The organism is Pelosinus baikalensis (assembly GCF_020819555.1).
GTDB lineage: Bacteria > Bacillota > Negativicutes > DSM-13327 > DSM-13327 > Pelosinus > Pelosinus baikalensis.
The window spans coordinates 1-16,175 of sequence record NZ_JAJHJB010000024.1 but is presented as its reverse complement, the minus strand read 5'-3'; the positions used below and the strand labels follow the sequence as shown (position 1 = coordinate 16,175).

At 37.8% G+C, this 16,175-nt stretch carries 11 protein-coding genes and 1 pseudogene; 1 reads left to right on the top strand and 11 read right to left on the bottom strand.

Annotated elements, in window-relative coordinates; all coding sequences use genetic code 11:
- Positions 1-83: 83 nt before the first annotated feature.
- The 9 genes from LMF89_RS16045 to LMF89_RS16005 all read right to left on the bottom strand — a co-directional run bounded on the left by LMF89_RS16045 (position 84) and on the right by LMF89_RS16005 (position 12,424).
- On the bottom strand, positions 84-2,201 hold the full coding sequence (locus tag LMF89_RS16045; protein WP_229535975.1) for a sensor histidine kinase: 2,118 nt from the start codon (positions 2,199-2,201) through the stop codon (positions 84-86).
- Positions 2,176-2,874 (bottom strand): response regulator transcription factor, encoded by a 699-nt coding sequence (locus LMF89_RS16040; protein WP_229535974.1) that lies wholly within the window; start codon positions 2,872-2,874, stop codon positions 2,176-2,178. The genes LMF89_RS16045 and LMF89_RS16040 overlap by 26 nt, the downstream gene beginning before the upstream one ends.
- Positions 2,875-3,344: 470 nt before the next feature.
- Entirely contained in the window at positions 3,345-4,607 is a 1,263-nt protein-coding gene (locus tag LMF89_RS16035; protein WP_229535973.1) for an ROK family transcriptional regulator, read from the bottom strand.
- Between the two features lie 205 nt (positions 4,608-4,812).
- Positions 4,813-6,222, bottom strand: coding sequence for a glucuronate isomerase (gene uxaC, locus LMF89_RS16030; protein WP_229535972.1), 1,410 nt, complete (start codon positions 6,220-6,222; stop codon positions 4,813-4,815).
- A gap of 31 nt (positions 6,223-6,253) precedes the next feature.
- Entirely contained in the window at positions 6,254-7,741 is a 1,488-nt protein-coding gene (locus LMF89_RS16025; RefSeq protein ID WP_229535971.1) for a UxaA family hydrolase, read from the bottom strand.
- Positions 7,742-7,774: 33 nt separating this feature from the next.
- A complete protein-coding gene (locus LMF89_RS16020; protein ID WP_229535970.1) occupies positions 7,775-9,298 on the bottom strand; it encodes a tagaturonate reductase in 1,524 nt (507 codons plus the stop codon).
- Between the two features lie 26 nt (positions 9,299-9,324).
- Positions 9,325-9,969 carry a bifunctional 2-keto-4-hydroxyglutarate aldolase/2-keto-3-deoxy-6-phosphogluconate aldolase gene (locus LMF89_RS16015; protein WP_229536014.1) on the bottom strand — a complete coding sequence of 215 codons (645 nt, stop codon included), beginning with the start codon at positions 9,967-9,969 and terminating at the stop codon, positions 9,325-9,327.
- Positions 9,970-10,022: 53 nt separating this feature from the next.
- On the bottom strand, positions 10,023-10,970 hold the full coding sequence (locus LMF89_RS16010) for a sugar kinase (protein ID WP_229535969.1): 948 nt from the start codon (positions 10,968-10,970) through the stop codon (positions 10,023-10,025).
- Positions 10,971-11,080: 110 nt separating this feature from the next.
- The gene (locus LMF89_RS16005) at positions 11,081-12,424 is read right to left on the bottom strand and encodes a glycoside-pentoside-hexuronide (GPH):cation symporter (protein ID WP_229535968.1); all 1,344 of its coding nucleotides are present in this window, start codon (positions 12,422-12,424) and stop codon (positions 11,081-11,083) included.
- A gap of 686 nt (positions 12,425-13,110) precedes the next feature.
- On the opposite strand from LMF89_RS16005, the pseudogene LMF89_RS26275 reads away from it, so the two are divergent.
- Positions 13,111-14,161, top strand: a pseudogene (locus tag LMF89_RS26275) (NAD(P)/FAD-dependent oxidoreductase).
- A 205-nt stretch (positions 14,162-14,366) separates the two neighbouring features.
- Here LMF89_RS26275 and LMF89_RS15990 read toward each other — a convergent pair.
- Together LMF89_RS15990 and LMF89_RS15985 are read right to left on the bottom strand one after the other, a co-directional pair.
- Positions 14,367-14,975, bottom strand: coding sequence for a GrpB family protein (locus tag LMF89_RS15990; protein ID WP_229535965.1), 609 nt, complete (start codon positions 14,973-14,975; stop codon positions 14,367-14,369).
- A gap of 212 nt (positions 14,976-15,187) precedes the next feature.
- Positions 15,188-15,736 carry a pentapeptide repeat-containing protein gene (locus LMF89_RS15985; protein WP_229535964.1) on the bottom strand — a complete coding sequence of 183 codons (549 nt, stop codon included), beginning with the start codon at positions 15,734-15,736 and terminating at the stop codon, positions 15,188-15,190.
- Positions 15,737-16,175 lie beyond the last annotated feature (439 nt).

The following is a 16,175-nucleotide window of genomic DNA, read 5'->3' as shown; positions in this document are numbered from 1 at the left end:
GTTGAGCCTTGAAACTATCTGCGTGCAAAATTTTTGTTTGCCCCGAAAAGGAAATAGCGGTGAACAACCTGTCCCTGTGCCCATTATTTCCTTAGAGTTAAAGTTACTTTGAATAAGTCTCCATCAATTACTACATCGCTACTTCCTTTTTGCAAAGCCATGAAGCTTCTAACAATGGCAAGACCTAGACCTGACCCTTCTCCACTGCGTGATTCATCACCGCGCTTAAATCTCTCAAATATTTCTTCTGATGTAAAATGCATAATATAATTGGCTATGTTTTTCATGGTTATATTGACTTTGTCGTTTACGACTTCTACATCAACAAATACGCGGGTACCAGACATGCTATATTTGATCGCATTATTGTACAGGTTAGACAGCACTCGCCACATTTTAGCTCCATCAGCTAAAACCATAATCTTATCCGGAGGAAGATTAAGTATTGTATCAAGACGTGCTTTCTTAAAATCTTCCTCATATTCAGCAAGGGATTGTGTGATTAGATCATTTAGGCATAGCTCTTCCAACTGTAGGGATATTGACCCACTTTGTGCCTTGGAAACTTCAAAGAGATCATCAACCAACTGCTTTAAGCGCACTGATTTTCTTTGCAAAATTTCTACATATTCTTTTACCTGTTCTGCATCAATGTTTTCCTGTGATAACAAATCAGAATAGGTAATAATGGACGTAAGCGGAGTTTTTAAATCATGGGAAACATTCGTGATAAGCTCCACCTTCATATGTTCGGCTTTCATTTCCCTATCGACTGCCGCCTTCACGCCATCAGCAATATTATTTATATCTTCCGCAATTGTATCAATGGTATCAAAACCACAAGCAGGAATCTTGTGATTAAAATCCCCCTGCTTTATCTTTTTAATCCCCTCTGCCAAGGTAATAAAGGCTGATACCCGTTTTTGAAATACGTTAACAATACTAATTAGCAGTAGTGCAAATAAGACTAGGGCAACAGGCAACCCAATAATAACATGCATACCAGCAGCTAAGATAACAAATAACAATCCAATCATTCCAAGTAATACTGTGTAGAGTAGTAAAAACCCTATTGCTTTTTTTGCAAAAACCTGGTTATTTGTTGGCAAATCTAATGTTGTATCTATCATCTTATTGATGGCTGCTTTTATCGATTTAAAAACCTTGTACATCAAAGTATGCTTAACGACTCCGCCGCTTTTTACTCGTTTGGCAAACATCATCGCATAGGCTGCTATGCTGAAATAGGCGATAACCAGAATCAATAAAGAAAGAAGATTAACTAATTGGAGATTCTGCATTTTTATTTCCAGAATAGTTGCAATAAAACAAGAAAACATTGCAATAGCTCCGGTTATCAGTAAACCAATGTCCAAATACACTTTGTCAAAAAAGTTAAATTGCAATTCTCCGCTGTTTGGGGTTCTTCCTGCAGAATACATCAGCCATGCAATAGAAAGGAATATCATTCCTACGCCGCTAAGCAGCATATAGGCACCTATTAGACCATTTTTATGCCTTACATCATATTGCGTCACTTGTTTCGTAAACGCATCTTCAGAAAAACCAATATATAAGATACCATCGTTAACATCACTGCTTTTCGTATAATAGGGCAACGTTTTATAAAACTCCATATCTTTCCCAGATACAGTACTGTTAGGTACTACTGTATAATACAGGCCTTCATACTCTTCAAGATAACGTTTCGCTTTATTATATTCGATTAATTCTTCGGCAATCAGCTCATCTTTGGCACCTGCTATTTTCTTGTCGTAATCCTGTTTTGCATTAGCAATTTTTTCATCACGTTCTGCTGTCACTCTCTGAAGCTCATTAGGGTTATCTTGGTCATTCAACGCGACTAACTCTTTATATTCTTCCGTTATATTAAGAATCGCATGATTTCTTTCATTTTTAATATCCTCTATTTTATTCTTTAATTTGTCATCATTAATTACAGCGCCTGTTTTAATATTTTCCGCGCTTTTCAATTGTGTCTGCCGCAAAATATTGGTACTAATATCCCTTATTTCTTCTTCAAGAATTTTGCTCTTTTTATAATCACTATGCAATCCATAGGAAAAATCCGGATATCTTATCGCACCATAGAAACTAAGTACAACTCCACTAATGCCGATAAGGATTGCAAGCAGTTTAAACCAATTAGAAAACCTAATATTTTTCAATCTTGTAGCCAATTCCCCACACCACCTTTAAATATTTTGGTTCTTTAGGATTAATCTCAATTTTTTCACGAATTCGCCTGACATGAACTGCAACCGTGTTTTGACCGTTAATATTAAGTTCATCCCACACTCGTTCGTAAATTTCATCAATCGAAAAGATCCTGCCTAAATTCTGCATCAAAAGCCTAAGAATTTTAAATTCTATTGGCGTAAGCTTGATTTCTTCTCCATCCACGGTAACCAGCTTTAATTCTGTATCCAAAGAAAGAGAGGCTGTTGTAATCGTAGTACTGTTCGGCACAGCCGCTCCAAAGGTTGTATAGCGTCTCAGTTGGGATTTTACTCTGGCAATGAGTTCAAGAGGATTAAATGGCTTGGTAATATAATCATCCGCCCCCATGGTAAGACCTAATATTTTATCTGTATCTTCGCTTTTGGCTGACAACAGAATAATGGGGATATTTCTTTCCTCTCTTATTTTTAGCATGGCTTGAATGCCATCAAGTTTTGGCATCATAATATCCATGATAATGAGTTGAAAATCTGCATTTTCAAGGATTTCTAAAGCTTCCAAGCCATCATAGGCAAGCATTACAGACAAATCCGCCTGTTTTAAATATATCCCAATCGCACTAGCAATTTCCCGATCATCATCCACGACAAGAACATGATGTTTCTGTTCCATTACATTTTCCCCCTATATTAAATACAATTACATCCCGCTTTTCGATCACAAGTTAATTGTAGCAAATAAATTTTACAAAGAAGTACAACTAATTCTTACAAAATTCTTAAGATTTCAATACAATCAACAAGTGCAAGAAACCCTGCCGTACATCAACCCCCATAATTACCAAAGCTAACTCAGAACGTCTACTAAGCCCTTGACTCCTAAAATAATTTTACACTTTATAAAGAAATAAATCCTCAACAACACTTCATTAGTATTGTCGAGGATAATAAGTCAATAAACAGCCTGTGCCACGTTCACGCCGCCTCTATACCCGTCTCGGCCATCTGGATGGTAATCAGGTTGTCCTCCAGACTGATTCCGGGCTTCCTGTCTGCTCCCGGGACGACTCCTGCAGGTTTCGATACTTCAACAGCGGTTCATTTTTATTCGTCTATCGGATCATCCACTAATTATTATGTCAACTATTTTCGAGGATTTTCTTTTAGCATCAACTGATAATCTTCTAAAACTGTGGAATCATAATGCAGCAGTTCACGCAAAGCCAAGGCACAAGAGCCAATTACTCCAGAATGTACACCAAGATCTGAGATTTTGATCTGCACTGACTTCGCAACCTCAGGAAAAGAATGATTGTTTACCATATCTTTAATAGGATTAATGAAAGTTTCTGCCACTGCCCCTAATTTACCACCAATAAAAATTGCTTCTGGATTATACATATTAACGACATTGGCGATGGCCAAACCTACGTATTTCCCCACTTGTTGCAAGAGTTCCCATGAGTAAGACCCTTCACTCTTTGCCGATTTCAAAATATCTTCAATGCCAATTTTTCCATTCTGTTCCCAAACTATTTTTAGAGGATCTTGAGGGTTTATCATTGCTAATTCATCGTTTGCTTTGCGTAGTAATGCTGGAATGCCGCAGATGGCTTCTAAGCAACCTCGATTCCCACAATTACATAAAGGACCATTTTCCATCATGAAACTATGTCCAATCTCTCCAGCATGCCCTTGAGCACCTTGTATCACTCGATCAGCACTAATAACACCAGCACTAATTCCTTCACCAAGATTGACGTAGACTAGGTTTCTAAAGTTGATACCACCACCAAACCACCATTCCGCCAAGGCCGAAGATTTGGCGTTGCTTTCAATAAATATGGGCAATTTCATTTCATTTTTCAATGTTTCTTTCAAAGGAAACTGACGCCACTTAGGCCCTAAGTTGATGGAACGCTTCACGATCCCTTCTCTAGCACTTAAAAGTCCAGGGAAAGCAATCCCGATGCCCAAAAAATTCTTGTTTCGGTTTTCCTCACTATAAAGGACTTGCCCTAGGGCCTCTATCAATTGAGGAATGCCAATATCCGGTTCCGTCATATTAAGATCCAGGGTTATACTATGAATGGGAGCATTCTCCAAATCAGCGATCACAAGCACCGTTTCATGACTTGTGATCTCAACTCCAATGACATAACCAGCTTTAGCATTAAATTTAAGCTTCATGGGCTTACGTCCACCTTGGGAGGTTCCAAGCCCCACTTCCATGACAAATCCCATCTCTAGTAATTCTCGAATAATACCCGTTATGGCGGGTGGCGTTAAGCCTGTTAATTGAGCTAATTGCTGGCGAGATACCAATTCATTTTCTTTGATGATATTAAGAACAGTCATTCTATTTAGATTTTTAACATATTTACTATTACCAGGTTTTTTTACCATTTTATCACCTTACTTCCATTTAAGGAAAAAACTTTATTATGTTAATTAATTATCCGTTTGTTAACATTCTCTATAAAAAGCGGAATTCCTGCAGATTTTTTGGCTTCAAATTTTTCCTTGGAAGTGAAATGAATGAAAATGGCATCTCTTCTGATTTACCAGCAAAGATGCCATTTTTCTTAATTTGGTGTCTATTTTTTCTCTATTATTCTAATGGAAAACCAAAATATGTTTTTGCATTGTTAAAGGAAATGTCTTTCACAATTTCGCCAACCATGTCAAAATCAGCAGCTACTTCTCCATTTTCAATCCATGTCCCCAATAAATTACAGAGAATTCTTCTAAAATATTCATGACGTGTATAGGACAAGAAACTTCTAGAATCCGTAACCATGCCAACAAAACGACTTAATATGCCTAAATTGCTTAGAGAAATCATCTGTTCAATCATGCCTGTTTTATTGTCAATAAACCACCAAGCTGTACCAAATTGCATTTTCCCTGGGATACCCCCAGCTTGGAAATTACCAAGCATAGTTCCTAAAACCCCATTATCTTTTGGATTGAGGGTGTATAAAATAACTCTTGGCAGGCACCCTTCTATTTCTAAAGAATCTAATAATCTTGACAAACAAAAGGCTACTTGATGATCATGAATAGAGTCAAATCCAGTATCTGGGCCCATTTTTTTGAACATCTTCGTATTATTATTCCGTAGTGCCCCAATGTGAAGTTGCATCGCCCAACCTAAGTTTGCATACTTTCTTCCACAAAATTGTAATACAGCTGTCTTATAACGTTCTAGATCAGCATCGCCAATCACTTTCCCCTGCAAGGCGTCAGCAAATATTGCTTCTAAAACCTCTTGTGAACTTTCTAGATAAGGAACTTTTTCTAAAGCATGATCAGCTGCGCGGCAGCCCATTTCATGGAAGAATTCAATCCGCTTAGCAAGAGCTTGTAAAAATTCATTGTAATTAGTAATTGTTATTCCTGCCGCCAAACCAACTCTCTCGATCCATTGGGTAAAGCCAGAAGCATTTAATTCCATGCCTTTATCTGGACGGAAAGTAGGAAATACCTTAACTTTAATGCTAGCATCTTCGCGAATTTTTTGATGATATTCTAAAGAATCTCCTGGATCATCTGTTGTACAAACACACTTTACATTGGACTTTTCAATCATTCCCTGGGCATTATATTCATCAAGAGCTAATAGGGCATTGGCTTTTCCCCATATATCATGAGCAGTCTTGACTGTTAAAGGCTCATAAATTCCAAAATAGCGTTGAAGTTCTAGATGCGTCCAGTGATAAAGAGGATTACCAATACATTTTTCTAAGGTTTTCGCCCACGCCAAGAACTTTTCATAATCTGTTGCTCTGCCTGTAATGCTTTCTTCATCCGTACCGTCACTGCGCATGGCTCGCCATTTGTAATGATCGCCATACAACCAAACTTCAGTAATGTTTTTAAAGCGTTTATTCTCAAAAATATCTTTTGCATCTAAATGACAATGATAATCGATAATCGGCATCTCTTTTGCATATTCGTGATAAAGTTTGACTGCTGAATCATTTTCTAACAGAAAGTTTTCTCCCATAAATGGTTTCATAATAAAGGCTCCCTTCTTACTCTTTTATTTTTTATAGCGTAACGCCATTTTTAAAGATCGCGATATCACGGAATCCCATTTTTTCAGACTTTGTTAAAGATCCAGAGGCTACATCAATCACATGTTGCAATAATTTTTCCGCAGTATCTTTCATGGATTGACCCTCTAGTAATACACCCGCATCAAAATCCATCCAATTGGATTTGCGAGTAAAGATTTCACTATTGGTTGCAATTTTCATAGTTGGCACAGCAGTGCCAAGGGGCGTTCCCCTGCCAGTGGTAAATAAGATAATCTGACAACCAGAAGCTGCCAATGCGGTTGCAGCTACGATATCATTGCCCGGAGCACTAAGCAGAGTAAGACCTTTATTTTTTACCACATCACCGTATCCTAAAACATCAACAACTTGACTCCGACCGCCTTTTTGCGTACAACCTAGGGATTTTTCTTCCAGAGTGGTAATTCCGCCTTTTTTATTTCCTGGGGATGGATTTTCGTAAATGGGTTGGTTATGATCTTCATAGTATTTTTTAAAATAATTCACCAGATGAACAATTTTCCCAAAAACCTCTTCGTTGATGGCGCGATCCATCAAAATGGTTTCTGCACCAAACATTTCTGGAACTTCCGTTAAGACGCTTGTACCGCCGCTTGCCCCTAGTTTATCCGAGAATTCGCCAACGAGGGGATTGCCAGTAATACCAGAAAAACCATCGGAACCGCCACATTTCAAACCTACTACTAGTTCTGAAATGGGACAATCCACTCGTTGATCGTCTGCTGTCTGCTCAATCAATTCATAAATGGCTTTGATACCACTTTCCACTTCATCTTCTACATCTTGGGCAACTAAAAACTTCACTCGGCTAACATCATAAGGTCCTAACACTTTTTTAAATTCTTCGATATAGTTATTTTCACAGCCAAGCCCTAGGACTAATACGCCAGCGGCATTGGGATGATTCACTAAATCAGCCAAAATTCGTTGGGTGTTGGTATGATCTTCTCCTAATTGAGAACAGCCGTAAGGGTGAGTAAATTCATAAATGCCATCAATATGTTTTGCGGTTTGGAATTTTTCACTGGCACCACGCGCAATGAGCTGGGCTGTGCGATTCACACAACCAACAGTAGGAATAACCCATATTTCATTACGTACCCCAACCTTACCATTGGCTCTTTGGTAGCCTTTAAAGGTTTTTGGCAGAGACTCACTTTTACTTTCTTCGCCTACTGGACGATATTGGTACTCTAAAATATCTCCTAAATTGGTTTTCACATTATGAGAGTGAACCCAATCCCCCATCGCTACTTCTTGGATGGCGTGTCCAATGGGAAAACCATATTTAATAATATTCGCCCCTACTGGAATATTTTCTAAGGCAATCTTATGACCTTTGGGAATGGTAACGGCTGCAGTGACTGCTATACTGCCGACTAGATAGGTTTCACCCGCAGTAAGTTCTTCTATTGCAACGGCAACATTGTCATGAGTATTAATTCGATTTAATAACAAAATAACCCCTCCATATCAGAGCTTACCGCTCCCTTACTTCACTAACTCAGCAACTGTTTTTTGCATACCAAGGTTGGTAATTTTAAATAAAGATTTGCCAAGACACTCAATAAACCCATCAATTTCAGATAAATCTTTATCCCATAATTTTGTATTCTGCAACACTTGTTTCGCGACTTGCTCGGCCGATTGTTGACTGCCATCAAAACTGGACCATGCTGCTGCAAAAAATTCTAAAGCCCATACATCATCTTTCATAATAAATTCATCTTTTTCTCTACGTGCTTGCATGCCATTGCCATCTACTTTTCCATCTTTATACACAGCAATCAAAGCTGCTAAGGAAAAAACTAATTTTTCTGGCAAGCTGCCATTTAATGTGTGATATTCAAGAATAGATGGTAAAACCCGGGCTTTAAATTTAGAGGCAGAATTTAACAATATGCTGAGTAAATAATGTTTGATATAAGGGTTCTTGAATCGTTCCACTACGGCACTAGCAAATTCCTCTAGCATACTTTTATCCAGATTAATAGAAGGTATAATTTCATCTTGGATAATTTGTCGTACGTACTTACCCATCACTTCATGATCCATCATTTCACCAACTGTATCTAAACCATACAAAAATGCTGCTGGTACAGATGCAGTATGAGCACCATTTAAAATCCTTACTTTCCGAGTTCGATAAGGGGTCATATCTTCCGTCCATATAACATTAAGACCAATTTTGTGGAAGGGTAATCTCTCTGACAATTCTTTGGGTCCTTCAATAACCCACAAGTGGAATAACTCTCCTGTATTTACTAGAGAATCGTCATAACCTAAAGAGTCAATGATCGTTTTGATTTCATCTCTTGGATAGCCAGTTACCACCCGATCCACCAACGTATTTAAGAAGTGATTATTTTCAGCTACCCAACGGGAAAAATCTTGGGGTAACTTCCAAAGCTCTGCATATTGTAATACAGCTTTCTTCAAATTATCGCCATTTCGATCAATTAATTCACAAGGTAAAATGACCATCCCTTTACTTGCATCTGCCTTAAAGTATTGGAAACGATGATATAAATAAGACGTTAATTTTCCAGGATAGGAAGTAGGTGGCTCATTTTCAAACTTATCTGTTGGATCAAAGGTAATGCCAGCTTCAGTCGTATTGGAAATTACATATTCAATTAATGGATCTTCTGCACATTTTAAATAAGCATCCCACTGGGTATAAGGGTTTAAACAACGACTAATGGAACTGATAACTTCCTTTTCTTCCACTGGCTGTCCGTCGCGTAATCCACGTAGTAAAAGAGTATATAAACCGTCCTGTTCATTGACCATATCAGCAAGTCCTTCTTTAATGGGTTGCGCCACTACGACACGACCATTAAACAAATTTTGTTGATTTAATAAATGAATCATCCAATCGGCAAAAGCTCTTAGAAAATTCCCTTCACCAAACTGTATTACACGTTCAGGCAAATCTCCTGGATATTTTTGTACTTTTAAGTCATTTGGAAATGAAAAATTACCATTTACTAATAAACTATTTAATTTTTTCACCCTTAACTCCCCCTAAAATATATTTTTTATAAACCGCGAGCAACACGTACTTTTCCAATAAATTGTTTCGCAATCTCTTCAATAGACTGATAATCACCAGTTTTAGCACCCGCTGTCAAATTTCCACCGACGCCAACAGCAACGCAACCGGCTTTAATCCATTCTCCCACATTCTCTAAATTCACGCCGCCAGTTGGCATGAGTGGTGCTTGCGGAATTGGTCCTTTAATGGCTTTAATAAAAGATGGTCCAAAGGCATCACCTGGGAATATTTTTACGATATCAGCACCCGCTTCCATGGCGGCAATAACTTCAGCAATGGTCATAGCTCCAGGCATGACAGGAACTTGGTAACGATTGCATAACTTAACTGTCTCCAGGTTTAGTGATGGACTAACAATATATTGAGCACCTGCTAAAATGGCAATTCTAGCTGTTTCAGGATCAAGGACTGTTCCTGCCCCAATAATCATTTCTTCTGGTGAATATGCTTTCCGCAAATCCGCAATCACTTGGGCTGCCTCTGGAATGGTAAAGGTAATTTCAATGGCAGCAATACCGCCTTTCATACATGCCTCAGTGATCTTAATGGCCTGCTCGGAATTCTGTGCTCGAACTACAGCAACTACCCCTGACTGCATCAATTTTTGTAATACATTAATTCTAGGTATCAAACTAACCCCTCCTTAAATAATTTTTATTTCTATCGTGACGCCATGGCAAACTATTTAGCCAAATAAGCCTCTAGCTGCTCTCGCGTTGGGTATCCATCATAATCGCCTCTGACCATTACAGCCATAGAACCAATAGCATTGCCCCGTCTAACGGCTTCGCCCAAAGATAAACCTTCGCGCATGGCCGATAATAGGCCAACAGCAAAACCATCGCCAGCACCAACCGTATCAACGACCGTCTCCACTTTAAAACCTTTTTCGTAACCTTCTAATATAGACCCATCCCTTTCACGAATGGAATAATAAGCACCATCAGCACCATTTTTCATGATGACAAATTGACTGCCTTTCTCATGAAAAAACTTTGAAACCTGTTCCCAGTTAGTTGTTCCTACCAATAATTCAGCTTCGTGTAATCCTGGTAATATTAAATCCGACATTTCAGCAATTTCCAACAGTGTTTCCTTTGCTTCTTGAGCCGTCCAGAGTTTTAGGCGGATATTAGGATCAAAGGAAATCATAAGACCATGTTTTTTTGCCATCTTGATGGCGGTGAATAGGGCGTCTTTAGTACTAGGGCTAAGGGCTGGAAAGATCCCTGTTATATGAAGTATTTTTCCATTCTCAAAATAACGTTCTTGCAGCATCTCGAGTGTGAAATTGGCTGCAGCTGAATCTTTCCGATAATAATACACTTGGGGATCTCCCCCATCATTTCGTTCTTTCACAAGCATACCTGTAGAATGCACCAATGATACAGTTACAGCAGATGTATCGACACCTTCACCAGAAATGGTATTACATATATACGTGCCAAAAGGATCATTACCAATTGCACTTATCCATCCAGTCTGATGCCCTAATCTAGCTAAACCAATTGCAACATTAGATTCCGCCCCAGCGAGATGGCGGGAAAAATCTGAAACTAATTCCAGTGATTCTCCTTGCTTTGCAATAAACATAACCATACTTTCTCCAATAGTTATCACTTCTGGCATGATTTTCTCAAACACCTCCATTAAATCAACTTAATTAAATTAATTAATTAAGTTGATTTAATAATATCATATCCTAACTATTTATCAACCTCTTACTTATGATTTTATTGTTAAGCAGGTCTATTTTTTAATTCTTCTATCATTTCTCCATGTCTTTTATCACTTAAAGTATATAAAATCCCGATTACAAGCGCTGCGCAAGATATGGTCACTGCTGGATATAAAAGCAATAACCCCTTGATTCCGCCTAGAGCTTTTTCCGTCTGCTGTACATTTGGTACATAACCCACAATAGACAAACCAATACCAGAAGCGAAACCAGAAACGGATTGTGCTATTTTTCGTGCAAAATTAAAGAATGAATACGTGATCCCTTCCCTTCTTTCACCTGTTTTCCATTCACCATAATCAATGGAATCAGAAACAAAAGCCCAAGTAACGCCATTAGGAATACTGATCCCAATGAAAGCAATACTTGCCAAAATCGTAAACGTAACCAAATCGCCTGGAATTAAGAAGTTAATTAAGTCAGCAACAACACTAACACCAAAACCAATGAGAGCTGTATTTTTCTTGCCAAATCGTTTTGTTAATTTAGGAATTAAGGTAATCCCTAAGCAGGAACATCCGATTGTGATGAAACTAATGTAAGGCATCAAACTAATATCCCCAAGATTATATTGGCAATAGTAGATCATCATTGCAGATTTAATATTGTAAGCCGAAATTGTGAAGATTGTCATTAAAATGAGTGCCAATAAAGGTCGATTGGTAAAGACGGATCTAGCCATTGCTTTGATAGAGATTTTTTCACCTGAAGCAAGACTTTTACCAACAATGACTTCTTTACAATTTTTAAAACAGAAATAAAAGGCTGTAACACCGATAACTGAAGTAAGGGCAACTACTACTGGCCAGGCTACACGTGGATCTGAAAATTGTTTAATTAGAGGTACTACCATTACACTGGTAATGAGCAATGCTCCTAGGGAACCAGCTTGACGCCAAGATGCCAAGGATGCTCGATCATTAGGATCTTGTGTCATAGCAGCTCCTAATGCCCCATAAGGAACGTTTGTAAAGGAATATCCAACACCCCATGCCATGTAGGTGGCATAGCCAAAAATCATTTTTGCAGTGGGAGAAAGGTCGGGAGCCATAAAGACAAATATGGATAATATACCAAGAAAAATACTGCTGGTAAACATGATTTTTCTGAATTTCCCTGTTCGAGGATCAGCTTTTCGTGCATCAATAAAAGCACCAGCGATTGGATCCATAAACGCATCAAATATTTTAGTGAGCAAAAAGATGCTCCCAGCTACAGCTGCTGGAATACCAAAGACATCTGTGTAGAATTTGAGTAGATAAATCTGTCCCATATCAAACATAAAACCATTACCGAAATCACCTAAACCATAAGATACCTTTTCTTTCAAAGTTAATTTGCTCATCGAGATATGCTCCTCTTGTTGCTTCTTATTTTTTTACATTACTACAATCCATACAAAATTTCGATTATTCTGCATGCTCTTCTCCAACTAACTCCTCGCCTTTACTTTATATCACCACCTAACTAAATTTGCCCCATATTTCCCATACCTCACAAAATATTGATAATTCTATCTATTTTGTTTAGTAATCGTAGTATAATACATTTTTATAATTTTGTGAATATACTTATTTAAATTAATTAAATAACTTTTGAAAATATATTCTGATTTTTCTCACTCTCAGAGCTAGCAAATGCATCATTACGCTGAATTTTTCTTTTTTCATATTTTTTTATAAATGAGACGCCCCTCTATTGTGCAAGACGCGGGACGGTGTTAGTGTGTGGTGGCTTACTATCGCCCTCATTGATAAGGACAATTTTTTTCTCCATCGGGCAGTTTGAGGCTCCCTTACTGCTGAGCAGACTAGCTTTGCAGGAATTTTGTATTTTAATGGTAAATAGAGTAGAAATTATGAAATACTGTTTTTTAAAGAAAAACTTCTAATGTATGGCGTAAATGAGCTGACTTGGAAGAGCCGTTACTGTGATTTCTTTCATACTAGAAATTGCAGATTGGAGTACACAAGATTGGAAAAGCTAGGTAGTGAATGTACTCATAGATTTTCATTAAGGAGGAAAATTGTTTTGTATGATGTAATAGTGATAGGCGCTGGACCCGCAGGTTGCATGGCTGCTAAAAGATTAGCGAGAACCGGTTATAAGGTTCTATTGGTCGAAAAGATGCAGGTACCAAGGGAAAAGTCATGTTCAGGAATCTTGATAGAAAGATCCATTGATTTAGTAGAAAATGAATTTGGAAAAATACCTGATACTGTACTATGCAGTCCGAGCGTAACAAAGGGTATTATTATCTACAATGAAGAGAACCTATCCTTTAAATTCGAAAGTAAAGGTCTTAACATATGGAGAAGCGCTTTTGATCATTGGTTAACTTTACAAGTTATAGATAACGGTGTTGAATTTAGACCATCGACGTTAGCACTTTCCTTGTGAAGAAAAAGAGAACTATGTGGCAGTCCATTTGAAAGGTGATACAAAATACTATGAAAACGCAAAGGCAGTCATTGTTTGTGATGGAGCCGGAAGCGTGATTAAAAAAAGTTTATTGAAGGTTTTAAGTAGAAATATCATAACGTATCAGACTTTCTGTAAAGGGACTATTGATCTCGATGATAAATTTTTTCATGCATTTTTACATTCCCAATTTTCAGAGCATGATGCATGGGTTAATGTTAAGGACGATTTTCTTATTTTTGGAGTGTGTGTGAAAGACGTAAATAAAATTGAAAGTTATTACGCGCAATTTCTCTCATTTCTTATATCTACTTACAATGCAAAAATACAGTCTTGCAGTAAAAAAGAACGTTGGATTATACCAGAGGTTGAAACGGATTGTCCCCTTGATCTAGGAAAGGGGAGAGTGTTGTTTGCGGGAGAATCGGCTAATTTTCTCAACCCAATGGGCGAAGGGGTTTCGAGTGCCTTGGTAAGTGGTTGTGCAGCGTCTGAAGCAATCAAGCAGATATATGTGCAGGGTAAGGATATCGATGGACAAGCTTTATTATCTGTTTATGAAAAAAATATTCTCCAGGAAAAAGAACGCATGATAAGACAGTGGGACCTCCTAGCTGGAATTTCTCCAAAATTCTCTCATTATAATCAAATGCATTTGTAGAAACAAGCCATCGGCTGGTGGCAAGCAAAACATTTAGATAGCAAAAATCGGTAAAAGAGCTTAGAGACAGGTTGACTTGTCCCTACTAGAAGCGCTACTTTATATTGTATATATATACCACGCTATACCAAGTGACAAAAGGGTGTTCCTGATTTGTCACCCTTTTGCTATTATACCTCGCGATATTCCTGTTGCTCGCTCAATTTTACAAAACGCGGGTACAGGGACTATTATTCTTTCTCGCTTTTTTACCCAGCTCTTTTCTTGCTTCGTTTGTAACCGTCTTTATAAACTCAGTCTTGCCGCGCGTATATGCTTCCCTGTCGCATTCGTATTTTTCTTTTAGCTGCTGTTTCAGTTTGATATATTCCTCTGCAATTTCAGGATGCAATATTAAATAATCACGAAAATACAGTTCGTCCCAATCGCCGCTATAACGTACATGAACATGATATGCTTGCCCCTTGAAACCATTCTGCGTATAGCCTTTCATAAACATCATATGTGGTGAAAAGTCATCAGATTGAGGGCTATAGTGATATCCCATGCTCTTAAATTGAGAAATTAAATTATTTGTATCAATATCATCACATACTTCAAGCAAAATATCTATCGTCGGTTTTGCGGAGATCCCGGGAATTGATGTACTGCCGTAATGCTGGATTCTCACTATATTGTATGTACCAACAGTTTGCTCAATTAATTCCTTCTCTGATAAGTATAAAGCTGCCCAGGCTGGATTAAATTTAGCTATAATGATGGGAAAAAGTTTTCCTAATTCTTCAGAACTCATTTCTTCCAGGCGCTTCGCCAACACCCATCCCCCCCAATTGCGACTGAAGGATATTCCCTTCTGTAAGACTTTTTTCGAAGACAGTAGTGACGTTTTAATGAATAGCAAAATTGGCATCACGCCGTCAACGTGGGCGTGGAAAATCACAGGCACGGTTCTTTCGAGTCACTCTCATCTTCTATCTAATGTACGACATACATAATAAGAAGATTTTCTTTGAATATCCGTTCAATTTATTCGTTGATAATCAAGCCAAATAGTTTTGAGAAGCCAACTGCTTGTTGTGGAGAAACGATACATCCTTGCACATCTTCGATGGTAACACCAATCTGTCTAAACTCACAGCTACTTAAATCAATGCCTGCCAGCTTAGTACCCGATAGCTGTATCTGTTCTAAACTTGAATTAGAAAAATGCACCTTGAGTAATGTCGATGTATAAAAATCGGCATTGGCTAATGAACTGTTATGAAACTTCACCTGTTTGCAATTTACATTACGAAAGTTAGCATAATCCCCATAGCAGTTATCAAATAGCACATTGCGCAATGTTGCTCCCATTAAATTTATTCCTACAATTTTGCAATTTCTCATTTCGACTTGATGCATATTGGCTTCATTAAAGTCTACATTTGATAAATCACACTTTTCAAAAATAACATCGGTCAATTCTAATCCGCTAAAATTAACTTTTTGGAAGACAACATTTTTAAATATGACCTTATCAAAAAACACATGCGTTGCCACTTCATTCTCAATTATACAATTACTGATTATTCCCATTTCGAAATAGTCCTCATCACAAATCCTTCTATCTGGAAATGTAACTTCGGATAATTCTCTCGGGATATCTGGTGATAAAATCTTCAAGTGTGTTTGTAACTTCTTAATCCGACTAACCTCCTCAGAGTATTCGAAGGGACACGGGGACAGGTTCCTTTTATCGGGATGTCAACTAACTAAAAGAGAAGCTGCCCATAAATTTACTAACTAAGTTCATATGGGTAGCTTCTCTTTATAAAGGCTAAATCCTTCTATATTTTTACATTATAAGCATTATTTTACCAGCAAATTTCGGTTTTAGGTTTCTTGTCAATCTGCAGTTGCTTTTATCCCAATAAGAATTGTAGTTTAGGACTCTTAATTCTTCCATCTTGGGACAAACAGCCTGTCCCTGTAAGATATATTACAGAAGGGTTATCCATTATGGGCTAGAAAAACC